Source organism: Chelatococcus sambhunathii, assembly GCF_001418005.1.
Taxonomy (GTDB): Bacteria; Pseudomonadota; Alphaproteobacteria; order Rhizobiales; family Beijerinckiaceae; genus Chelatococcus_A; species Chelatococcus_A sambhunathii.
Genome location: NZ_LIOL01000015.1, coordinates 40,395 through 63,011 on the forward strand (window position 1 = coordinate 40,395; position 22,617 = coordinate 63,011).

General features: G+C 68.4%; 17 protein-coding genes. 6 read left to right on the plus strand and 11 right to left on the minus strand.

Annotated elements, in window-relative coordinates; all coding sequences use genetic code 11:
* Positions 1-60: 60 nt before the first annotated feature.
* The 6 genes from ASC46_RS19195 to ASC46_RS19220 form a co-directional block, all read right to left on the minus strand.
* On the minus strand, positions 61-258 hold the full coding sequence (locus ASC46_RS19195; protein ID WP_055460898.1) for a hypothetical protein: 198 nt from the start codon (positions 256-258) through the stop codon (positions 61-63).
* A 114-nt stretch (positions 259-372) separates the two neighbouring features.
* The gene (gene kce / locus ASC46_RS19200) at positions 373-1,296 is read right to left on the minus strand and encodes a 3,5-dioxohexanoate:acetyl-CoA acetone transferase (RefSeq protein ID WP_055460899.1); all 924 of its coding nucleotides are present in this window, start codon (positions 1,294-1,296) and stop codon (positions 373-375) included.
* Between the two features lie 32 nt (positions 1,297-1,328).
* Complete coding sequence (locus ASC46_RS19205; RefSeq protein ID WP_055460900.1) at positions 1,329-2,264, minus strand: 3-hydroxyacyl-CoA dehydrogenase; 936 nt, start codon at positions 2,262-2,264, stop codon at positions 1,329-1,331.
* Between the two features lie 22 nt (positions 2,265-2,286).
* Positions 2,287-4,800: a branched-chain amino acid ABC transporter ATP-binding protein/permease gene (locus ASC46_RS19210; protein ID WP_055460901.1), complete on the minus strand. Its 2,514-nt coding sequence runs from the start codon at positions 4,798-4,800 to the stop codon at positions 2,287-2,289.
* Between the two features lie 11 nt (positions 4,801-4,811).
* Positions 4,812-5,690, minus strand: coding sequence for a branched-chain amino acid ABC transporter permease (locus ASC46_RS19215; protein ID WP_055460902.1), 879 nt, complete (start codon positions 5,688-5,690; stop codon positions 4,812-4,814).
* Between the two features lie 280 nt (positions 5,691-5,970).
* Positions 5,971-7,224, minus strand: coding sequence for an ABC transporter substrate-binding protein (locus ASC46_RS19220; RefSeq protein ID WP_055460903.1), 1,254 nt, complete (start codon positions 7,222-7,224; stop codon positions 5,971-5,973).
* 210 nt (positions 7,225-7,434) lie between these two features.
* Here ASC46_RS19220 and ASC46_RS19225 point away from each other — a divergent pair, with 210 nt between their 5' ends.
* The 3 genes from ASC46_RS19225 (at position 7,435) to ASC46_RS19235 (ending at position 10,462) form a co-directional block, all read left to right on the plus strand.
* Positions 7,435-8,133: a GntR family transcriptional regulator gene (locus ASC46_RS19225; RefSeq protein WP_210166024.1), complete on the plus strand. Its 699-nt coding sequence runs from the start codon at positions 7,435-7,437 to the stop codon at positions 8,131-8,133.
* Between the two features lie 29 nt (positions 8,134-8,162).
* A complete protein-coding gene (locus ASC46_RS19230; protein ID WP_055460905.1) occupies positions 8,163-8,939 on the plus strand; it encodes an SDR family oxidoreductase in 777 nt (258 codons plus the stop codon).
* Between the two features lie 395 nt (positions 8,940-9,334).
* Positions 9,335-10,462 carry a PLP-dependent cysteine synthase family protein gene (locus ASC46_RS19235; protein ID WP_055460906.1) on the plus strand — a complete coding sequence of 376 codons (1,128 nt, stop codon included), beginning with the start codon at positions 9,335-9,337 and terminating at the stop codon, positions 10,460-10,462.
* A 111-nt stretch (positions 10,463-10,573) separates the two neighbouring features.
* Here ASC46_RS19235 and ASC46_RS19240 read toward each other — a convergent pair whose 3' ends face one another.
* From ASC46_RS19240 to pabB, 5 genes are all read right to left on the minus strand, one after another.
* A complete protein-coding gene (locus ASC46_RS19240) occupies positions 10,574-12,811 on the minus strand; it encodes a heavy metal translocating P-type ATPase (protein ID WP_082464912.1) in 2,238 nt (745 codons plus the stop codon).
* 117 nt (positions 12,812-12,928) lie between these two features.
* Positions 12,929-13,717: a DUF2189 domain-containing protein gene (locus ASC46_RS19245; RefSeq protein ID WP_055460908.1), complete on the minus strand. Its 789-nt coding sequence runs from the start codon at positions 13,715-13,717 to the stop codon at positions 12,929-12,931.
* A 118-nt stretch (positions 13,718-13,835) separates the two neighbouring features.
* Positions 13,836-14,702, minus strand: coding sequence for an aminotransferase class IV (locus tag ASC46_RS19250; RefSeq protein ID WP_072249611.1), 867 nt, complete (start codon positions 14,700-14,702; stop codon positions 13,836-13,838).
* Entirely contained in the window at positions 14,690-15,295 is a 606-nt protein-coding gene (locus tag ASC46_RS19255) for an anthranilate synthase component II (RefSeq protein ID WP_055460909.1), read from the minus strand. Before ASC46_RS19255 ends, ASC46_RS19250 begins: the two co-directional genes overlap by 13 nt.
* Before the next feature lie 3 nt (positions 15,296-15,298).
* On the minus strand, positions 15,299-16,696 hold the full coding sequence (gene pabB / locus ASC46_RS19260; protein WP_055460910.1) for an aminodeoxychorismate synthase component I: 1,398 nt from the start codon (positions 16,694-16,696) through the stop codon (positions 15,299-15,301).
* Between the two features lie 552 nt (positions 16,697-17,248).
* Between pabB and ASC46_RS19265 the strand changes: the two genes are divergently transcribed.
* The 3 genes from ASC46_RS19265 (at position 17,249) to irrA (ending at position 22,551) form a co-directional block, all read left to right on the plus strand.
* A complete protein-coding gene (locus tag ASC46_RS19265) occupies positions 17,249-18,958 on the plus strand; it encodes an NADH-ubiquinone oxidoreductase-F iron-sulfur binding region domain-containing protein (RefSeq protein WP_082464913.1) in 1,710 nt (569 codons plus the stop codon).
* A complete protein-coding gene (fdhF, locus tag ASC46_RS19270) occupies positions 18,955-21,765 on the plus strand; it encodes a formate dehydrogenase subunit alpha (protein WP_055460911.1) in 2,811 nt (936 codons plus the stop codon). The genes ASC46_RS19265 and fdhF overlap by 4 nt, the downstream gene beginning before the upstream one ends.
* A 309-nt stretch (positions 21,766-22,074) precedes the next feature.
* On the plus strand, positions 22,075-22,551 hold the full coding sequence (gene irrA, locus ASC46_RS19275; RefSeq protein ID WP_276200535.1) for an iron response transcriptional regulator IrrA: 477 nt from the start codon (positions 22,075-22,077) through the stop codon (positions 22,549-22,551).
* The last annotated feature ends 66 nt before the right edge of the window (positions 22,552-22,617 follow it).

The following is a 22,617-nucleotide window of genomic DNA, read 5'->3' on the forward strand; positions in this document are numbered from 1 at the left end:
GATGCGACCTCCGGGTTCTCGAACGACACAGATGGTATACCGGCCTTTCGGCCACGCGCATCAGTAGCCGCGGCCGCCACCCAGCACGTCGCCGCCGAAGCGATCATCACGCGGCAGCGGCGTTTGCATCAGCTGATCCTCGACATATTTCGGCGTGCCGGACGGGATGTCTCCATCCACGCCCGAGCGTGACGTATTGCAAGCGGCGAGCGTGAGGGCAAAGCCCGCAGCAGCGAGCGCCACAACGAAGCGCGGCATGGAACCTCCTTGAGTCTCAGGTGGCGCCATTCGACATGAGCGACCTGCCGGGCGCAAGCAAGAAGAGGCAGGCCGCACAACTTCGCCACAGCCATAAGGCTTTGCTGCAACACTTCAGAAGCCGACCTGATCGCCGCCCTTGAGATCGAGGATCTGACGCGCCTCGTCCGGTGTCGCGATCTCAAGGCCGAGGCCCTCGACGATCTGGCGGGCAAGGCGCACCTGTTCGGCGTTCGATCGAGCGAGCCTGCCGGGCCCGGCCCAGAGGGAATCCTCGAGCCCCACGCGCACGTTGCCACCCATGGCAGCGGCCATGGCGGCGATCGGCAGCTGGTTGCGACCAGCGCCGAGCACTGACCACTGGTATTTGTCGCCGAACAGCCTGTCGGCCGTACGCTTCATGTGCTGCACGTCCTCCGGAAGGGCGCCGATGCCACCGAGAAGACCAAAGACGGTCTGCACGAAGAGCGGCGGCTTGACGAGGCCGGCGTCGAGGAAATGCGCCAGATTATAGAGATGGGCCGTGTCGTAGCACTCGAACTCGAAGCGCGTGCCGGCGTCCGACAGCGTGCGCAGGACATATTCGATGTCCTGGAATGTGTTGCGGAAGACGATGTCCTTGTTGCCGAGGTGCTTCTCCTCCCACTCGTGCCTGAAGTCCTTGAAGCGGTTCAGCATGCCGAAGAGGCCGAAGTTCATGGAGCCCATGTTGAGCGAGGCGACCTCGGGCTTCCACGTCGCGGCCGGCTTCACGCGCTCCTCGACGGTCATGTAGGGCGCGCCGCCGGTCGTGAGGTTCACGACGCAGTCGGAGCGCTGCTTGATGATCTTGAGAAAGGGCTCGAAGGCCTCGGCCGACTGGTCGGGCTGGCCTGTTTCAGGGTTGCGGGCGTGCAGGTGAACGATAGCAGCCCCCGCCTCGGCGGCGCTGATGGCGGCGTCCGCGATCTCCTCCGGCGTCACCGGCAGGGCGGGCGACATGGAGGGCGTGTGGATGGCGCCGGTGACGGCGCAGGTGATGATGACTTTGCGGGCCATAGTGGACACTCCGACTGGTCGGGAGGAAGGGATCAGGGATCGCCGGGCTGGCTCTTCTTGTGGGCGGCAAGCGCGGCGAGGCGCCGGTTGCGCCATTCGCTGCGCGCGGCAATGCAGGACGGATCACCCGAGCCTTGCCAGGCGGCGAGGATCTTCTCGACGTTTTCCGGGTTGTAGACCTCCGGGCGGGCGGGGTCGGCTGCAAGACGCTTGTAGAAACCGGTGTAACGCGCGCAGTAATCGGCCATGCCACCGGGAGCATTCAATTCGATGGTCTCGAACGGGCCGATGAAGGACCAGCGCAGGCCGAGCCCGTCCTTGACCGTATGGTCGAGGTCCTGCGGCGAGACATAGCCCTCCTCGACGAGGCGAAACGCCTCCGCCAGCAACGCCCCCTGCAGGCGGTTGAGGATGAAGCCGTCGATCTCCTTGCGGACGGTGATCGGCACCTGGCCGACGGCCTCGTAGATGGCGCTGGCACGTGCCATCGTCTCGGGCGCCGTCCAGGGCGCGCCGCACAATTCCACCACCGGCACGAGATGCGGCGGATTGACGGGATGGGCGACGAGACAGCGCGCCCGACCTGGCAGATCCTCGGTAAAGAGCGAGGCGACGATGGCCGAGGTCGAGGAGGCGAGCATGGCATCCGGCCGTGCCAAGCGGTCGAGATCGGCATAGATGGCGCGCTTGGCTTCCACCTTCTCCGGCCCGTTCTCCTGCACGATGTCCGCTTCGCTCACCGCCTCGGCAAGAGAAGCGGCGACGCGTGCCCGGGCGGCGACGGCTGCTGCGTCATCGACGAGCCCGTGGCGGGCAAGCTCCTCACATTCACAGGCGATGAGCGCCGGCGCCTCGGCGAGGGTCGGCCGGTGCGGATCCCACAGGCGCACGTCCCAGCCGGCCCGGGCGAAAACGATGGCCCAGGCCCGGCCGATGAGACCTGCTCCGACGATGGCGGCGGTCGGCATGTCTTCCCAGTCTCCTCAATCGTTACAGCCACAGCACCTTGCGGCGCAGGTCGAGGTCCTCGCGCAGCGCCTTGGACGGGCCGGCGTGGATGACCTCACCGCGCTCCAGCGCCACCGTCTGGTCGGACAGGGCAAGCGCGAGATCGAGGTGATGGTCGACGATGATGATCGCGACTTCCCTGCGCAGGCGATCGAAGCTCTCGAAGAGCTGCTCGACAACCGCCGGAGCGAGGCCCTCGAAGGGCTCGTCGAGCAGAAGCACGCGCACGTCGCCCGACAGCGCCCGCGCCACCGCCACCATCTGCTGCTCGCCGCCGGAGAGGTAGTCCGCCGGCGTGTCGAGCCGCTCGCGGATGCGCGGGAAATAGTCGTAGATGCGCTCGAGATCCCAGTGGATGCCGTTGCCGGTGCGGCGCTTGAGGCGGCCGAGCTCGAGGTTCTCAGCCACCGTCATGCCGGCGAAGAGCCCCCGCCCCTGTGGCACGTAGCCCATGCCGAGGCGCGCCACCTCCGCCGAAGGGCGGCCGACGAGTTCCTCACCCGCAAGTCTGATGGAGCCGCGCGCCGCCGGAGCGATGCCGACGAGGGACTTCAGCAGCGTCGACTTGCCGGCGCCGTTGCGGCCGAGCAGCGCCACGATCTCGTTCTGGTGCACCGTGAAACCGACGCCGTTCAGGATATGGCTCTTGCCATAATAGGTGTGGACGTCGTCGAGCGTCAGGATCGGCTCAGGGCGCGCCGCCGTCTCGCGCGGCCTCGCCGCCACATGGGCGGCGCCGGAGCCGATGTAGACCTCCTGCACCTTCGGGCTCGAACGCGCGTCCTCCACCGTGCCGTCGAGCAGCACGCGCCCGTCGTTCATCACCGTCACATGGTCGGCGAGCTTGAAGACGCGGTCGATGTCGTGCTCGACGAGCAGCACTGGCACGTCCGCCGATAGACGCTTGATGATGTTGCCGATGCGCTCGCGCTCGGCCGCGGCGAGGCCGGCGAGCGGCTCGTCGAGGAGCAGCATGCGCGGGCGCGTCGCGAGCGCCAGCCCCATGTCGAGCAGGCGCTGGCCACCGTAGGAGAGCGAGCCGGCCTCGGCACGCTCGATGCCGGCGACGCCGAGATAGCGCACGACCTCGGTCGTCTCGCCGTTGATCTCGGCGATGGCGCGCGCCTCCCGGAAGACGTTGAAGCGTTCGGGATGGCGCGCCTGAACCGCGAGGCGGATGTTCTCCTCGACGCTGAGCGCCGGGAAGAGATTGGTGATCTGGAACGAGCGGCCGATGCCGGCCCGGCAGATGGCCTCCGGCGCCATGCCGGCGATGGAGCGGCCGGCGAGCGTGATCGTGCCCTCGTCCGGCACGTACATGCCGGACAGGAGGTTGAAGGCCGTCGTCTTGCCGGCGCCGTTGGGGCCAATGAGGGCGTGCAGGGTGCGGTCCTCGACGGCGATGTCGAAGCCCTGAACGGCCTTGATGCCGCCGAAATGCTTGACGACGCCGCGTGCCTCGAGGAGCGCGCTGTTGAAATGCTCGGCCGGTTTGAGGAAATCCGGCAGCGGCAGGTTCTCCACCTTGCGTGCCGCCATGGCGGCAGCCTCCTCCGTCTTCTTGCGGAAGGGCGCAAGAAGGCGCTTGCCGATGCCGACGAGGCCGGTGGGGGAGAAGACGATGAAGGCGACGAAGAGAAGGCCGAACCAGAACAGCCAGTTCTCGGTATAGATCGACAGGAACTCGCGGAAGAGGATGAAGAACAACGCCCCGAGCGCCGGCCCGAGGAAACTGCGCATGCCGCCGATGACGACCATGGCGAGCAGTTCGCCCGAGAAGGCGACCGAAATCGGCTCGGCCGAGGTCATCCGGTTCTTGTAGAGCAGCAGCATGCCGGCAAGGCCGGTGATGACGGCCGAGGCGACGAAGGCGACGAGCTTGTAGCGGTTCGTCGCATAGCCGAGGAAGCGTGCGCGCTGCTCGTTCTCGCGGATGGCGACGAGGACGGTGCCGACGGGCGAGTTGTGGAAACGCCACAGCAGCACGACGACGAGGAAGCCGACGGCGGCGACGAACCAGTACCAGGCGGTGGAGCTCTCGAAATCGATGCCGAACCATTGCGGCCGCGTGATGCCGCCGAGACCGTTCTCGCCGCCGGTCACCTCCGTCCAGCGGAAGGCGACGACATGGAGCATGGCGGCGAGCGCCAGGGTCATCAGCGAGAAATAGACGCCGCGCCGGCGCAGGATGAGATAGCCGAACACCGTCGAGCCGATGAGGACGGAGCCGAGGCCGAGGAGAACAGGCGCCACGAACGAGCCCGGAAAGAGCTCGCGCTGGGCGATGCCGGCGACATAGGCCGCCATGCCGAACCAGGCGCCATGGCCGAAGGAGATGAGCCCGGTGTGGCCGGCGAGGATGTTGAGCGCCATGCAGGCGATGGCAAAGATGACGACCTCCGCCGCCGAGGTCATGGTGAGGCCGAGCGCGAGCAGCACGGACGGCAGGACGACGAGACCGACGGCCGCGACGGCGAGCGAGGAATATTTCTGCATTGTGCTGCGCCTCACTCGAAGCGGGTGATGCGCTCGCCGAACAGGCCGCGCGGCCTGAACAGGAGGACGAGGAACATGAGGAGGTAGATGGCGGCCGTGGAGCCGGCCGAATAGCCGACCGCCACCATCAGCCCCTTGACGAGGCCGACGAGCACCGCCGCGACGACGACACCCCAGAAGGAGCCGAGCCCGCCGATGACGACGACGACGAAGGCCGGCGTGATGATCTCCGCGCCCATGGCGGGATGGACGGAATAGATCGGCGCGAGCAGCACGCCGGCAAGGCCCGCAAGGCCGATGCCGAACGCGGCGACGGCCGACATGTAGGGCTGCAGCGAGATACCGAGCGCGCCGACCATGTCCGGGTTCTGGACGCCTGCCCGTACCACGCGGCCGAAGGCGGTCTTCTGCAGGAGGAACCAGAGCCCGGCGATACAGGCCACCGCGACGACGAGCAGCATCGAGCGGTAATAGGAATAGATGAAGTCGCCGATGAACACCTGCCCGCGCAGGGCCGGCGGGATGGAATAGGATAAAGGCGGAGCGCCGAAGATCATGCGCAGCGCCTGCTCCGCGACCATGGCGAGGCCGAAGGTGAGCAACAGCGAATAGATGGGATCCGTCCGGTAGAAGCGCGTGAACAGGACGCGCTCGATGAGGACGCCGAGCAGCGCCACCGCAACCGGCGAGACGACGAAGGAACCGCCGAAGCCGATGTAAGGCGACAGGACGATCGTGAGGTAGGCGCCGATGGCATAGAAGGCGCCGTGCGCCAGGTTGACGATGCCGCCGAGCGAGAAGATCAGCGACAGGCCGAGCGCGATGAGAAGGTAGTATACACCGTCGAGCAGGCCGTTCAGCACCTGCTGCAGGAAGAGCGTGAAGGTCACGAGGTCAGGCTCCGGCAGTCGTTAACGGCTGGGCGGCGGGACGTGTCATACCCTGAACTCTCTATCGGCATTGGCGTCCCGGCGGCCCTGATCCTCCCCCTCAGGGGGAGGTGGCGCTGCGAAGCAGCGACGGAGGGGGCCACCCGCGGACACCGCAAGCGATATCCCGGCCATGACCCCTCCCGTCTCGGTCCTTCGGACCGATCCACCCTCCCCTAAAGGGAGGGATCATCGCGTCACCACGTTTAACCAGCCCACGGCGAGGCGGTTGCGCCCCTCCTCACGCCGGGAAGGTGCAGGCGTTCTCTTCACGCGTCGCGGCGATCGCATCGAGCGGCTCGTCGGCGCCGGGGACAGGGCCGGACGAAGTGAAGATGTCCCACTCATTCTCGATCTTGTCCGCCGGCAGGGCCGTCACGGCGTACATCTCGTGCATGAGCTGGTGGTCGAAATCGCGGAAATAGCCCTCGCGCGTCTTCAGCACGTCGAACTTGGCGCCCTTCTCCCAATGCTCGACGAGCTGCAGCGATTCCGTCGATTTCAGCTCGTTCATCGACTGGGCGATGATCTTGAGCGCGATGTAGTCGCCCCAGGCCTGGTTCTCCGGCGGCTTGCCGTATTTCTTGACGAAGCCCTCGGTGAAGGCCTTCGAGCCGGGCGTCTCGAGGAGATGGTGCCAGACCACCGGCCAAGTGCCGACGAAATTGCCCTTGCCGGCCGCCCAGGCAAGCGCCGTGTCGAAGCCGAAGCCCCCGATCGGGAAGGTGAGGCCGAACTCAGCATATTGCTTGAGGAAGTTGGTGATCTGCGCGCCGGCGAGATTCAGCACCACGAGGTCGGGGTTCGCCGAGCGGATCTTGATGAGATAGGCGGAGAAGTCGGTGGCGTCCGTCGGCACGAGGTCGTCGCCCGCGAATTCGCCGCCGTTCGCCTGCATAAAGCGCTTGGCGACCGAGAGCAGGTCGTGGCCGAAGGCATAGTCGGCGGTGAGCGAATACCACTTCTTGCCCTTGACGAGCCCCTCCTGCATGAACGAGCGGCCGACCGATTTCACATACATGGAATTCTGCGATTCCACATGGAACATGAAACGCTTGCAGTCCTTGCCGCGCAACGCGTCCGAATTGCCGCCGGTGTTGACGAAGAGCGTCTTCGTGCGCTGGGCGACCTGGGCGATGGTAAGGCAGGAGGCCGAGGAGATCTCGCCCACGATGCACGTCACCTTGTCGCGCTCCACCATACGCTCGGCCTTGGTCGAAGCCGTCTGGGGATTGACCGAATCCTCCTTCAGGATTTCGACCTTGCGGCCGAGGATGCCGCCTGCGGCGTTGATCTCCTCCACCGCCAGGTCGGCCGCCATGACGGCATATTCACCGAGCGGCCCGAGGAAGCCCGTGCGCGGGGTGAGATGGCCGAAGCGGATGACGTCGGATTGGGCACGCACAATAGCCGGCATGCCGAGCCCGGCGACGAGCGCAGTGCCGGCCGCTCCCTTCAGCAGACCGCGACGGGACAGATGATCCTTAACTGTCATGACCTCCCCCTTGGGCTTTGGCCGCTTCTGGCGGCGTGGTTTTCCATCCCCTCGACCGACGGCAGACGTCGATCGTCCTCAGTCACTTGGGCCGGAGCCCCGCAGGCGTCGCATCTCTGAGCGGACGCGTTCTGCGCTTGCCGTGATCTGTGATCACAGTTAGATTTTCCTATATCTCGGCTGATGTCGAGTCCTTTTTTGAGGTTGCCCTTGCCGCTCGCCCCCGCCCTCAACGAGATCGCACCGCTCGCTCGCCAGACACTGGGCGACCGGACCTATGCGCAGCTGAGTGAGCTTCTCGTGTCCGGCCGCCTCGCGCCGGGCGACAAGCTCTCGCTGCGCGGTGCGGCCGAGGCGCTCGGCGTTTCGATGATGCCGGTGCGCGAGGCTGTGAGCCGCCTCGTGGCGGACGGAGCGCTGGAAGTCGCACCCAACCGAGCCGTGCGCGTGCCGATCATGACGACGGAGCAGTTCCGCGACCTGGCGCGTGTGCGCATCGAGATCGAGGGTTATGCCACTGAACAGGCGGCGCTGCTGCGCGACGCGGATGATCTCGCCGCCATCGCCCGCTGCGAGGAGGCCTTCCGGCTGGAAAGCCATGCTGAGAAGCCGGACGCGCCGCTGTCGGTCGAGCTCAACAAGAACCTGCATTTCGCGATCTACAGCGCGGCGCGCTCGCCGATCCTCGTCGAGATCATTCGCGGGCTGTGGCTCAAGGTGGGGCCCATCCTCAACCTCGACCTCAGGGCCAATCCGGACCGGCTGACGAGCGGCGGGGCTCGGGAGCGGCACGCCGCAGCGCTCGCCGCCATCATCGCGAAGGATGGCGCGGCGGCCCGCGCCGCCATCGCCGAGGACATCCGCAACGCGGCGGACTTCATCATCTCCCGCGGGCAGCTCGCGGACTGACGAACCAAAGGGACGGAACGGAGAGGGCAATGGATCTCGACATCAAGGGCCTGCGTGTACTCGTGACAGCGGGCGCGAACGGCATCGGCCTCGAAATCGCCCGCGCCTTCGTGCGCGAGGGAGCGCGTGTGCATGTGTGCGACGTCGACACGGCGGCGCTCGACGCGCTCGCCGGGAGCGATCCCGCCCTGACGCGCTCCACCTGCGACGTGGCGGACCGGGCCTCGGTCGCACGGCTGTTCGAGGAGGCCCTCGCCGCTCTCGGCGGGCTCGACGTGCTCGTCAACAACGCCGGCATCGCCGGGCCGACGGGCAAGGTCGACGAGATCAACCCGGAGGACTGGGACCGCTGCGTCGCCGTGTGCCTCACCGGCCAGTTCAACTGCGCGCGCCTCGCCGTGCCATACCTCAGGAAGAGCGGCAACGCCTCCATCGTCAACCTTGCCTCGGTGGCGGGACGCCTCGGCTTCGCGCTGCGCTCGCCCTACGCCGCTGCGAAATGGGGCGTCGTCGGCTTCACCAAGTCGCTTTCCATCGAACTCGGGGCGGACCGCATCCGCGTCAACGCCATCCTGCCCGGCCTCGTCGCCGGCGACCGGCAGCGGCGCGTGCTCGAGGCCAAGGCCCAGCAGCGCGGCCTGAGCTTCAAGGAGATGGAGGAGCGCGCCTTTTCCTTCACTTCCATCAAGGATTATGTCACCCCGCAGCAGATTGCCGACCAGATCGTCTTCCTCGCGAGCCCCCGCGGACGCACCATCTCCGGCCAGGCCATCTCAATCTGCGGCGATACCCAGATGCTGAGCTGATCGCGGCCCACTCGACTTCCGCGCTTCGTCTGCCGCCGCATTGTGCAGCCGCGAAATGAGCTGGCGCCTTCTCGGGCGCCTCCGGCATTGTGAAGCTCGGGCCGGCGCATGGAAATCCGGCTCTTTCCGGCCGCGCCGTGGTTGGCACGGTTGATGCTTCCTGCTTTCACTAAGACCCGGAGGGGGTCTGACAAGCGCCACAACGGGCGCAGCCTTCAGCCGCCGCCGGCCGGATTGGCATCCGGCCGGCGGCTTTTTGACCAAGCCATGGTGCGCTGCAAAGACGCAAGGATGACCCGCCGCGGCGCTTCCGGTAGGAATGCCATTCCGCCAAACCGGGCGGACGGATGCCACAAAGCAATCCCTTTGCGCGGACCGGCAACTAGTCTTGCCGTATGAGAACTCATCCTGCCGACGAACTTGCGTCCGCCGCTGCGGCGGACATCTGCAGCCGTGCCTGGCTCAACGAGGCGATTGCCCGCATCGAGGCGGATTTCAACCGCTCGGCCGACACGCATCTGGTGCGGCTCGACCTGCCCAGGGCGCCGGGCATCACGCTCTACCTGAAGGATGAATCGAGCCATCCCACCGGCAGCCTCAAGCACCGGCTCGCCCGCTCGCTCATCCTCTACGGCCTGTGCAACGGCCGCATCGGCCCCGCGACGACGCTGGTCGAGGCCTCGAGCGGCTCGACCGCGGTGTCGGAAGCCTATTTCGCCCGGCTGCTCGGCCTGCGCTTCATCGCCGTGATGCCGCGCTCGACCTCGCCGGAGAAGGTGGCGGCCATCGCCTTCCATGGCGGCGAGAGCCATTTCGTCGACGATCCGAAGGCCGTCTACGAGACGGCCCGCCGCCTCGCAGAGGAAACCGGAGGCCACTATCTCGACCAGTTCACCTATGCGGAGCGGGCGACGGACTGGCGCGGCAACAACAACATCGCCGAATCCATCTTCACGCAGATGCGCCTCGAGCCGGCGCCCATCCCGGCCTGGCTCGTCTGCGGCGCCGGCACCGGCGGCACCTCGGCGACGCTCGGGCGCTATATCCGCTACCAGAAGCACGCGACGCGGCTGTGCGTGGCGGATCCCGAGGGCTCCATCTTCCACCGCCATTATGCCGACCGCAGCCTCAGGGAACTCGAGCGCTGCGACTGCATCATCGAGGGCATCGGCCGGCCCCGGGCCGAACCGTCCTTCGTGCCCGAGGTGGTGGACCGGATGATCGCCGTGCCGGATGCGGCGAGCATCGCGGCCATGCAGGTGACGAGCGAACTCCTCGGCCGACGGGTCGGCGGCTCCACCGGCACCAACATGTGGGCCGTCGCCACCATCGTCAGCGAGATGATGACCGCCGGCCGCCGCGGCTCCGTCGTCACGTTGCTGTGCGACGCGGGCGAGCGCTACAGCTCCACCTACTACGACCCGGCCTGGCTCGTCGAGCGCCGGATCGACACCGCGCCCTGGCGCGAGAAGATGCTGCGCTTCTTCGACGGCTGCGGCCTCGCCCTGACGCAACCCTGCTGACGGGGCCCCCGTACCCCTTGTGAGAGTCTTGACGCAGGCGCACCGCGGCCTGCCAGGCTGCCCCCCTTCCCCCGCAAGGGGGGAGGGAAAGGGCGGCGCACCTTCTCGGCGTCACGCCCTCCGGAAGAACGCAAGTAGCCTCAGGGCGTTGAGCGTGACGAGCACGGTCGCGCCGGTATCGGCGAGGATGGCCATCCACAGGCCCGTCGCGCCGACGACCGTGGTGACGAGGAAGAGCGCCTTGAGCCCGAGGGCGACGGCGATGTTCTGGCGCACGTTGATCATGGTCGCGCGCGAAAGGCGCAGCAGCACCGGCACGTCGCGCACCCGGTCGTGCAGCAGGGCCGCATCGGCGGCTTCGAGCGCCACATCGGTGCCGCCGCCCATGGCAATGCCGACATGGGCCCGCGCCAGCGCCGGCGCATCGTTGATGCCGTCGCCGACCATGGCGATGCGCCGCCGGGCGGCGAGCTCGCCGATGGCCGCGGCCTTGTCCGCCGGCAGCATGCCGCCCCTTGCCTCGACACCCAACGCGCCGGCGATGGCTGCCGCCGTGCGCGGATTGTCGCCGCTCAGCATCAGGCTGCCGACCCCGAGCGCACCGAGCTCCGCGACCGCATCGGCCGCATCGGCCCGCGGCTCATCGCGCAGGGCGAACAGCCCAGCCGCCTCGCTGCCGACAACGATGACGACGACCGTCTTGCCCTCGCCTTCCAGCCGCGTGATCGACGCGCGCAAGGCGTCGTCGAGCGGCGCCCTTTCGGCGGCGAAGGGCGGCGCGCCGATGAAGACGGGCGTGCCGCCGACCGTCCCTTCCATGCCCTTGCCGGGCAGTGCACGCACATCCAAGGCCGCTGGCGGCTGGACGCCGTCCCTTCCGGCGCGCGCCGCGACGGCTGCGGCGAGCGGGTGGCTGGAATGGCTCTCGACCGCCGCGGCGAGGGCGAGGAGGCCGGCGGCGTCGCGGCTGCCGAGGGGCACGATGTCGGTCACGACCGGACGACCGACGGTCAGCGTGCCCGTCTTGTCGAAGGCCACGGTCTCGATGCCCGCCAGCCGCTCGATGACGGCGCCGCCCTTGACGAGCAGGCCGTTGCGCGCCGCCGAGGACAAGGACGAGGCCATCGCCGCGGGTACGGAGATTACAAGCGCGCAGGGGCAGCCGATGAGGAGCAGCGTCAGGCCGCGATAGATCCACGTCATCCAGTCCCCGCCGGCGACGAGCGGCGGCGCCACAGCCACCGCGGCGGCGAGCGCCACGATGAGCGGCATGTACCAGCGGGCAAAATCGTCGATGAAGCGAGCAGTGGGCGCCTTGGCGTCCTGCGCCTCCTCGACGAGGCGCACGATGCGCGCGACGAGGTTGTCGGCAGCACCCGCCTCCACCACCACGCGCAGGGCCGCCTCGGCGTTGATGGCACCGGCGAAGACCTTGTCCCCCGGTCCCTTGGCGACGGGCACGGATTCGCCCGTGATCGGCGCCTCGTCGAGGCTCGAGCGCCCGTCGACGACGACGCCGTCGGCCGGCACCCTGTCACCGGGACGTACCACGACGATATCACCGATGGCGAGGGCCTCGGCCGGGACGTTCTCGAGCCGGTCACCGGTCTCGCGCAGGGCCGTCTGCGGGACAAGGGCGGCAAGGGCACGGATGCCGGAGCGGGCCTTCTCGGCCGCCACGCCCTCCAGCAGCTCGCCGACGGCGAAGAGGAAGACGACGATGGCCGCCTCCTCCACCGCGCCGATGACGAGTGCGCCGATGACGGCGACCGTCATCAGCATGTCGATGGTCATGGGCGCGCCGGCCGCGGCCTTGCGCAGCGCGGTCCGGGCGATGGGCGCGGCGGCGACGAGGCTCGCCACGATGAACGCGGCATCGGCGAGGCGCGCATCGGCCAGGCTGACGCCGTAGGCGACGACGAGGAGAAGCCCCGCCGCAATGGCGATGCGGCCCTTGCCGGTCGTCCACCAGGACGGCGACGCGGCCCGGCGGGGCTCGGCCAACATCGCCGGCGACGCCGGCGACGCGAGGCGCGCAGCGCGATAACCGAGGCGGCGGAGCAGCGCTTCGATCTCGCCAGCGCTCGTTCCGTTGCCCAGGTCCAGCGAGACGGTCTCTCGAGCGAGCGAAACGGAGACGCCCGAGACGCCCGGCAGCCGCGACAGGGCCTTGTCGATGGTCGCGAGGCAGCTCGCACAGTCCATCCCCTCGACACGCCAGGTGAAGGCCGCCGGCGAGGCCCCGCCAGAGGGGACGCCATGGTCGTGCGCGCCATGAGCGGGGTCATGGCCGCAGCAGCCGCCTGCTTCTTGCGGAAGATGCGCGGTGGAATGGGTGCCGGTGTGCATGAACCTGCCCGTCCGTTTCTGGTCAGGCAGGCACCATAATTCCTGTAGCGACTACAGGGTCAAACGGCCTCCGGCGCTTTTCGATCGCAGGGCGCGCATGGCCGCCCTGTGGTCCGCTCAGACCACCAGCTTGCGGTAGAGGTGCCACGTGGCGTGGCCCAGCACCGGCAGGACGACGGCGAGGCCGACGAAGAGCGGCAGCGCGCCGGCGAGGAGGCTGATCGCGACCACCAGACCCCAGACGAGGATGGGGATCGGGTTGACAAGAGCCGCCTTGATCGAGGTCGCCACCGCCACGGCCGCACCCACGTCCCGGTCGACCAGCATGGGGAAAGAGACGGCGCTGAGGAGCAGCACGACGAGGGCGAAGCCGAGCCCGACGATATTGCCGATCACGATGAGGCGCAGCCCCTCGGGCGTGCCGAGGATCGTGGCGAAGAACTCGCCCATGGGCTTCGGAGCGTCGATGCCGAAGATCGACTGATAGATGGCATGGGCGGTGGTGACCCAGGCAAAGAAGATCGCCATCAGGGCCACAGCCAGCGCGCCGATGGCCCAGATCGAGGGCGAGCGCAGGACGTCGAAGGCATGTTTCCAAGACGTATCGAGGCCCTGTTCGCGCCGCTTGCTCATCTCATAGAGGCCGATGGCGGCGAAAGGACCGATCAACGCGAAGCCGGTGATGAGCGGATAGACCAGCGGCATCAGGTTGTTGTCGTAGGTTGCCCGTCCGAGCAGCAGCCCCATCACGGGGTAGATGATGATGAGAAAGGGCAGGTGGCTCGGCATCTCCCGGAAGTCCTCGAGCCCCCGCGCGAGTGCCTGCCAGAGGTCGCCGACCGTGATCTTGCGAACAGCCGGAACGTGGACGTCGTCGTTGGGCCCGGAAATGACGTGGAACACCATGGCTCTGCCTCCGCAAACCGTGGCGGTCGCGAGGCCCGAGATGGCGCTGCCCCCTCCTGCGCTGGTCACGTCGAGCTGCGACCTGCTGACGCAGCATAATCCCTTGCGGGCCTCCGTGTCATCCCGCGGCGAAACCGACGGCGAAGGGATCGAGACCACAGGCGGCGGATATGGCGTTGCGGACCAGTCCACGCAGGGCTGCCACCGCCTTCTCGGCTCGCGGCAGGGTGCGCCCGTCGAGTGCCGCCACCGCCATCACCAGACGCAGGCTGTTGGTGGCGAGAACGGCATCGGCCTCAAGAAGGTCCTCTGGCGCGAGCGGCGCTTCGCGCGCTGCAAGCCCGGCCTTTGCCGCCTGCGCGAGGAGCAATGTGCGCAACGTGCCGGGCAGCACGCCGTCGCAGACCGGCGGGGTCAGGAGCGCGGTTCCACGGACAATGAAGAGGTTGGCCATGCTCGTCCCGGCCACGCGCCCCTCCGTGTTGAGGAGAAGGGCATCGTCGGCGCTCCGAGCCACGGCCTCCTCCAGCGCCATCACATTATCGAGATAGGACAAGGTCTTCATCCGAGAAAGCGGTGAAGTCTCGTTGCGGCGGATGGCGACGGTGGCGAGCGTGATGTCGGTAAAGGCCATCGATGGCTGCCACGGCGCCATGGTGACGAGGAGGTTCGGCGCCGCATCGGCGGGAATGCGCAGCCCGCGGGCACCGGGGCCGCGCGTCACGGCAAGGCGCAGCGCACAATCGCCGGCAGCGGTTTCGGCCAGCAGCATGGCAACCGCGCGGACAAACGCTTCGCGCTCTACCGGCAGGCGAAGCTCGGCCGCGGCGGAACAGAGCCGGTCGAGGTGCGCGTCGAGCATGAAGGGGCGGCCGGAGACGACGAGGATGGTCTCGAACAGGCCGTCGCCGAGCGTCAGGCCGCGGTCGCGCAGGTCGAGCGCGGCCGCGGTGCCTTCATGGATCTCGCCGTTCAGGACGAACATATTCCCTCCCCGTTGGCGGCGAACCGCTCGGCGGCGGCGAGAAAATTGGCGAGCAGCGCCTTGCCCTGCGGCGTCAGCACGGATTCGGGATGGAACTGGATGCCGTAGGTCGGATGCGCGCGGTGCGCGAGCGCCATGATCTCCCCCTCGGGCGAGCGGGCCGTCACGCGCAGCGGCCCGGCTTCATCGTCGAGCGTGACGATCAGGGAATGGTACCGCCCGACGGCGAGCGGCTGCGGCAGGCCGGCGAAGAGCCCCTCCCCCTCGTGCAGGGCCGGCGCCGCACGCCCGTGCATCGGTACCCGGGCGCGCACTACCTGCCCCCCGAACACTTCGCCGATGCACTGGTGGCCGAGGCAGATGCCAAGGAGCGGCACCCGCCCGGAAAAGGCGCGGACGACGTCGCACGAGATGCCGGCCTCTCGGGGCGTGCACGGCCCTGGCGAGAGCACGACGGCCGAAGGGTGCATGGCAGCGAGCCCTTCGACATCCACCGCATCGTTGCGCACGACCGTCACCTCGCGACCGAGCTCGCACAGGTAGCGCGCGATGTTGAAGACGAAGGAATCGTAATTGTCGATGACGACGATCATGACTCACGCCGCCTCGCCCGTTGCCGAACCGGCGAAGGCCTCGAAGATACGACGGGCCTTCACCATCGTCTCCTCATGTTCGGCCGGCGGGTCGGAGAGCATGGTGATGCCGCCGCCGGCCTGCACCACGGCCTTGCCGCCGGCAAGCGTCACCGTACGGATGGCGATGTTAAGGTCCATGTCGCCGGAAAAGCCGATGAAGCCGATGGCGCCGCAGAAGACGCCGCGAGCGTTGCGCTCGAGCTCGGCGATGATCTCCATGGCGCGGATCTTCGGCGCGCCGGAGATGGACCCGCCCGGGAAGGTCGCGGCGATGAGATCGACGGCATCGCGCCCGGCCTCGAGCTCGCCCGTCACGGTCGAGACGAGGTGATGCACGTTGGCGTAGCTCTCCAGCGCACACAGCGCCGGCTCCAGTACGCTGCCCGGCCGGCAGACGCGCGAGAGGTCGTTGCGCAGAAGATCGACGATCATCAGGTTCTCGGCCCGGTCCTTCTCGGAAACGGCGAGAGCGGCTGCGAGGGCGGCATCCTCCTGCGGGTCGGCGCTGCGCGGTGCGGTGCCCTTGATCGGCCGCGTCTCGACGTGGCCTCGGTCGAGCCGCAGAAACCGTTCCGGCGACGAGGAGGCGACCTTGACCTCACCGTGGTCGAGCCAGGCGCCGAACGGCGCCGCATTGACCGAGCGCAGCCGCCGGTAGAAGGCCCAGCCGTCGAAGCCCGGCGGCAAAGGGGCCTCGAAGCGCTGGGCGAGGCAAGCCTGGAAGATATCGCCCGCCAGGATGTAGTCGATGGTGCGGCGCACGAGCGCAAGATAGTCGTCACGCGGGAAGTCCGCGACCCAGGCATCGGAGGCGATCGCCGGATTGCCGCGCGTCGGCGGCGCCGGCTGCCGCAGCCGGTCGAGAAACGTCTCCGCCCGCTGCCCGGCGCGCCGCTCACGCAAGGCGGGGTCGGTCTCGGGCCAGCCGGTGGAGACGAGGAAGGCGCGGGGGGCGGCGAGGTCGAAGGCAAGGACGACGTCGTAGAAGGGCAGCACCGCCTCGGGCACCGCGCCGGCCCCGGCCGCCGGCGGGGGCAGCCTCTCGAAGGCGCGCGCGAGATCGTAGGCGAGAAAGCCGGCCGCCCCGCCCTGGAAGGGCGGCAGGTCCGCCAGCCTCTCCTGCCGGAAGGCGGCAAGGCGCGCCTTCAGCGCCGGGACGAACGGTTCGTCGAGCCGCTTCCCATCCCAGAGGCAGCGCCCGTCGCGCACCGAGAAGATGCCGAACGGATCGGCGGCCACATAGGCGTAACGGCCAAGGCCGCCGTCACGGGCGCTGTCAAGGAAAGTCAGGTGACCGAGCGGCGCAAGGCGCGCCGCCGAATCCACAGGGTCAAGGCCGTCGAGAACACGTATCTGCATGGGCCCTGCCCGACGTCCCCCAGCCCGGTTCCTGAGCCGGCATTTATGATCGCGCGCCGGCGGACCGCAAGCCCCGGCTGTCGGAAGAACGGGCGTGGGCGCGGATGCCTGCGACAAGCGCATGGCTGCTCGGTCGAGGTTCGACCGCTTGGCTTCAACGCGTCGATCTCGCGTGTGAAACGGATGCCGTCGCCATTCGGGGCGTGACAGGACACACGGCGCTGACATGGTCTTCCGGCCGTCTCCGCCGTCATGCCCGCGCTTGTCGCGGGCATCCATGCCACCCACGCCTGCGCGCTGCCGGAAGGCGTGGATGGCCGCGACAAGCGCGGCCATGACGGGCGGGGAGGCTGCGGCCCCTTTCCGTTTTCATCCGCGCCAGCCGGACGGCCGTGTAGGCGCGAGCATGGCGGTAAGACCTGCACTTCCCGGCAGCATCAGTCGCCGCTCCCGCAAGAAATCGTGATCTCGCCCCGGCGGCGTGCTACCAGTTTGGAATCGCATCAGAAAAGCGATCCGGCCTGCGACCCGGACGGCGGAGAGCGACAGGGAATGAGCGACGACGACGCGGTGATGGCGAGGCCCCGCGGCAAGGGACGGGCACGTGTCGGCAAGGGCCGTCCGCTTGACGAGGCCGCGCTCGACGAGGTGCGCGCCGTCATCATGGAGACGCCGCTCAGGCGCGACCGGCTGATCGAATATCTGCATCTCCTGCAGGACCGTTTCGGCGCGCTGCGCCCGCGCCACCTCCATGCGCTCGCCGCCGCCATGGGCCTCGCCCAGGCCGAGGTCTTCGAGGTCGCGAGCTTCTATCACCATTTCGACGTCATCGCCGACGACGCGCCGGACCTGCCGCCGGTCACCGTGCGCGTCTGCGACAGCATCTCTTGCATGCTGGCCGGTGCCGAGGCCCTCGTCGCGGCGCTCATCGGCACGGTCGATCCGCGTGAAGTGCGCGTCGTGCGCGGGCCCTGTATCGGCCGCTGCGCCGCGGCGCCCGCCGCGCAGGTGGGGCAGCGGGCGGTCGATCACGCCACGGTCGAGACGATTGCCGCTCTCGCCGCCGAAGGAGCGACGGTTGCGCAGTTGCCGGAGTACGAGACGCTGAGCGCCTGTCTGGAGGCCGGCGGCTACCGCGCCTTCGTCTCCTGCCAGAGCGGGGCGAAAAGCCGCGAGGAGACGATCGCCGCGCTGTCGGACGCCGGCCTGCGCGGGCTCGGTGGCGCGGGCTTCCCGGCCGGGCGCAAGTGGGCGGCCGTGGCGGCGCAACCGGCGCCGCGGCTGATGACGGTGAATGCCGACGAGGGCGAGCCCGGCACCTTCAAGGACCGCTGGTGGCTGGAGCGCACGCCGCACCGCATGCTGGAGGGCATGCTGATCGCCGCCTGGGCGGTGGCGGTGGAGCGCATCTACATCTACCTGCGCGACGAATATCCGGCCGTGCGCGAGATCCTGAGGCGCGAGATCGCGGCGCTCGAAGGCGCGGGGCTCGTCGCCCCCGGATTCATCGAACTGAGGCGCGGCGCCGGCGCCTACATCTGCGGCGAGGAATCGGCGATGATCGAGTCGATCGAAGGCAAGCGCGGCCTGCCGCGTCACCGGCCGCCCTATATCGCCGAGGTCGGCCTCTTCGGCCGCCCGACGCTCAACCACAATGTCGAGACGCTCGCCTGGATCCCCGACATCCTGTCGCGCGGCGCCGACTGGTTCACCGCCGAGGGTCGGCGCGGGCACAAGGGCCTGCGCTCCTTCTCCGTCTCCGGCCGCGTGCGCGAGCCGGGCGTCAAGGTCGCGCCGGCGGGCATCACGGCGCGCGAATTGATCGACGAGTTCTGCGGCGGCATGGCCGAGGGACACGCTTTCGGCGCCTATCTGCCCGGCGGCGCCTCCGGCGGCATCCTGCCGGCCTCTCTCGCCGACGTGCCGCTCGACTTCGGTTCGCTCGATCCGCACGGTGCCTTCATCGGCAGCCATGCCGTCATCGTTCTTTCCGACAAGGACGACCTCAGGGCCGTCGCGCTCAATCTCATGCGCTTCTTCCGTGCCGAGAGCTGCGGCCAGTGCACGCCCTGCCGCGCCGGGACCGACAAGATGGTGCGCCTGATGGAAGCCGACGCGTGGGACCGCGACCTGATGGAGGATCTCTCCACCGCGATGCGTGACGCCTCCATCTGCGGCCTCGGCCAGGCGGCGCCCAATCCTGTGCGTTCGATCCTCGCCTTCTTCAACGGCACGGCAGCGGGAGCAGGAGGGGCACGATGAGCGAGACGGAGGACCTCATCCGCTTCACGCTCGACGGGCGCGAGATCACGGCCCTGCCCGGTGAGACCCTGTGGCAGGCGGCAAGGCGCGCCGGCACCGACATTCCCCACCTCTGCCACCTGCCCGAGCCGGGCTACCGGCCGGACGGCAACTGCCGCGCCTGCATGGTGGAGATCGAGGGGGAACGCGTGCTCGCCGCCTCCTGCATCCGCAAGCCAACGCCGGGCATGGTGGTGCACTCGGCCTCGCACCGGACCGAGAAGGCCCGCGCCATGGTCTTCGAGCTGCTCCTTGCTGACCTGCCCGCGCGCGAGGCGGCGCCGGATCCGGATGCCCCGTTCTGGCAATGGGCGGAGCACGTCGGCGTCACGGCGAGCCGCTTCGCGAACGGGCGCACTTCCTCTCATGACGGCACGGCCCAAGCTGGCCACGCCCTTCTCGCTCAGCCCCCGCACGATACGAGCCATGTGGCCATCGCCGTCAATCTCGATGCCTGCATCGCTTGCGGGCTGTGCGCACGCGCCTGCCGCGAGGTGCAGGTCAACGACGTCATCGGCATGGCCTTCCGCGGGCTCGACACGCGCCCGGTCTTCGACATCGCCGCGCCGATGGGCGCCTCCACCTGCGTCGCCTGCGGGGAATGCGTGCAGGCCTGCCCGACGGGCGCGCTCTTCGAAAAATCGCTGATGGACGCGGCGGCGCGGCAACGCACGGTGGTGGCGGATCGGCATGTCGACAGCGTCTGCCCGTGGTGCGGCGTCGGCTGCCTGACGCGCGTTGCCGTGAAGGACGACACCATCGTGCAAGTGGACGGGCGCAACGGCCCGGCCAACGAGAACCGCCTGTGCGTCAAGGGCCGCTTCGGCCACGACTACATCCGCCATCCGCATCGGCTCACGGTGCCCCTGGTGCGGCGCGAGGATGCGCCGAAGCGCGGCGACATCACCGTCGATCCCGCGAACCCGTGGACGGTCTTCCGCGAGGCGACCTGGGAGGAGGCGCTCGACCGCGCGGCCGGCGGATTGAAGCGCATTCTCGATGCGCACGGGCCGGGCGCTCTCGCCGGCTTCGGCTCGGCCAAGGGCTCCAACGAGGAGGCCTATCTCTTCCAGAAGCTGGTGCGGCAGGGCTTCGGCACCAACAATGTCGACCATTGCACGCGGCTGTGCCACGCCTCCTCCGTCGCGGCGCTGATGGAGGGCGTCGGTTCCGCCGCCGTCTCGGCGCCGTTCAATGCAGCGCTGGAGGCCGACTGCATCCTCGTCATCGGCGCGCGGCCGGCCCAGAACCATCCCGTCGCCGCCACCTATTTCAAGCAGGCGGCGAAGGGCGGGGCGACGCTGATCGTCGCCGACCCGCGCGGGCAGGACCTGATGCGCCATGCGACGCACGCCCTGCGCTTCAAGCCGGGCACCGACGTCGCGCTGCTCAACGCGATGCTCAACGTGATCATCGACGAAAGGCTCTACGACGAGCAATACATCCAGGGCCACGTGGACGGTTTCACGGCGCTCCGGGAGAAGGTCGCCGCCTTCACGCCCGAGGCGATAGAGCCGGTCTGCGGCATCCCGGCCGAAACCATCCGCACCGTGGCGCGAACCTATGCGCGCGCCGAGCGCTCGATCATCTTCTGGGGCATGGGCGTGTCGCAGCACGTGCACGGCACGGACAATTCGCGCTGCCTCATCGCGCTCGCCCTCATCACCGGCCAGATCGGGCGGCCGGGCACGGGCCTTCACCCCCTGCGCGGGCAGAACAACGTGCAGGGCGCCTCCGATGCCGGGCTCATCCCGATGGTCTTCCCCGACTATCAGAGCGTGGCGGACGACGATATCCGGGCCCGCTTCGAGGACCTGTGGGGCCGGCCGCTCGACCCGGTGCGCGGGCTCACCGTTGTCGAGATCATCGACGCGATCCACGAGGGCAGCATCCGGGCCATGTACATCATGGGCGAGAACCCGGCGATGTCGGACCCGGACCAGATCCACGCGCGTGAAGCGCTGGCCAGGCTCGAGCACCTCGTGGTGCAGGACATCTTCCTCACGGAGACCGCCTGGCACGCCGACGTCGTGCTGCCGGCCTCGGCCCACGCCGAAAAGCTCGGCACCTACACCAATACCAACCGGCAGGTACAGCTCGGCCGGCCCGCCGTGCCGCTGCCGGGCAAGGCGCGGCAGGACGTCGCGCTCATCATCGAGATCGCCAACCGCCTCGGCCTCGGCTGGACCTATGCCGATGTCGGCGAGGTCTACGAAGAGATGCGCTCGGTGATGCCGTCGCTCGCCCACATCTCCTGGGAGCGCGTCGAGCGCGAAGGCTCGGTGACCTATCCGGCGCCGGCCGACGATGCGCCGGGGACGGAGATCCTCTTCGCACAGGGCTATCCGACGAAGGATGGGCGGGCGCGGCTCGTACCGGCGGACCTGTCCCCGCCCGACGAACTGCCGGATGCCGAGTTCCCCCTCGTACTGACGACGGGGCGGCTCCTCGAGCACTGGCACACCGGCTCCATGTCCCGCCGCTCGAGCGTGCTCGACGCCATCGAGCCGGAGGCGATGGTCGCCATGCATCCAGGCGAGATCGGCCGACGCGGCCTCGCGGCCGGCGAGATGGTGCGCGTCGAGACCCGGCGCGGCACGATCACCCTGCGCCTGATGGCCGACCGGCAGGTCGCGGAAGGCATGATTTTCATCCCCTTCTGCTACGGCGAAGCGCCGGCGAACGTCCTCACCAACCCGCAGCTCGACCCCTTCGGCAAGATTCCCGAGTTCAAGTTCTGCGCCGCGCGCATCACGCCTGCAGGCTGACGACATGCGTCACCGGCGGCTGCGGCACGGCACCAACCGCAGGCTCGAACCTGCCAGTGGCAATCTCATCGTTATTGCAAGGACAAGGCCGCTCTATTTAATTTAGAATGATTAAAAAATTAAATGACTATGCCAAAGCGCCCGATATTCGGTGTTTGACTTGGCGAAACATGTTCTAGTATGGAGCTTTCATCGGCCGGTATCGGCGAAATTGAGTGTTTCCGGAATTGCATGGGAGGTAGCGTCATGGCGGACCAGCAGCGGATGTTCGGTGATCGCGGCACGGCCGGCGACATCAACCTGCGCGCCATGCTCGACCGTGCCCCGCGTTCGCCCATGGCGGGCTGCGCGTTCCACGACATGCGCGAGCGCCTGCGCAAGGTCGGCCTCAGGCCCACGCGCCAGCGCCTGATGCTGGGCTGGCTGCTCTTTGCCAAAGGCCACCGCCACGTCTCCGCCGAGATGCTCTACGAGGAGGCGACCCGCGCCAAGGCGGCCGTGTCGCTCGCCACGGTCTACAACACGCTGCACCAGTTCACGGAAGCGGGGCTCCTCAAGCAGCTCGCCCTCGACGGCACCAAGAGCTATTTCGACACCAATGTCACCGATCATCACCATTACTTCATCGAGGACGAGCAGGTGCTGGTCGACATCCCGCCCGGCGAGCTCGACGTGCGGGTGGTGCCGAACGTGCCCGCGCATTTCGAGCTGCGCGACGTCGAGGTGATCGTGCGGGTGCGCCGGCGGGACCGCCTGGCCCTGGCACGCGCCAGCGGCGAAGCCTGAGCGCGATTGACGCCTGCCGTGTGATGGATTGAACTGCAAGGCATCTTGCGAGGAGATGCCTTGGGT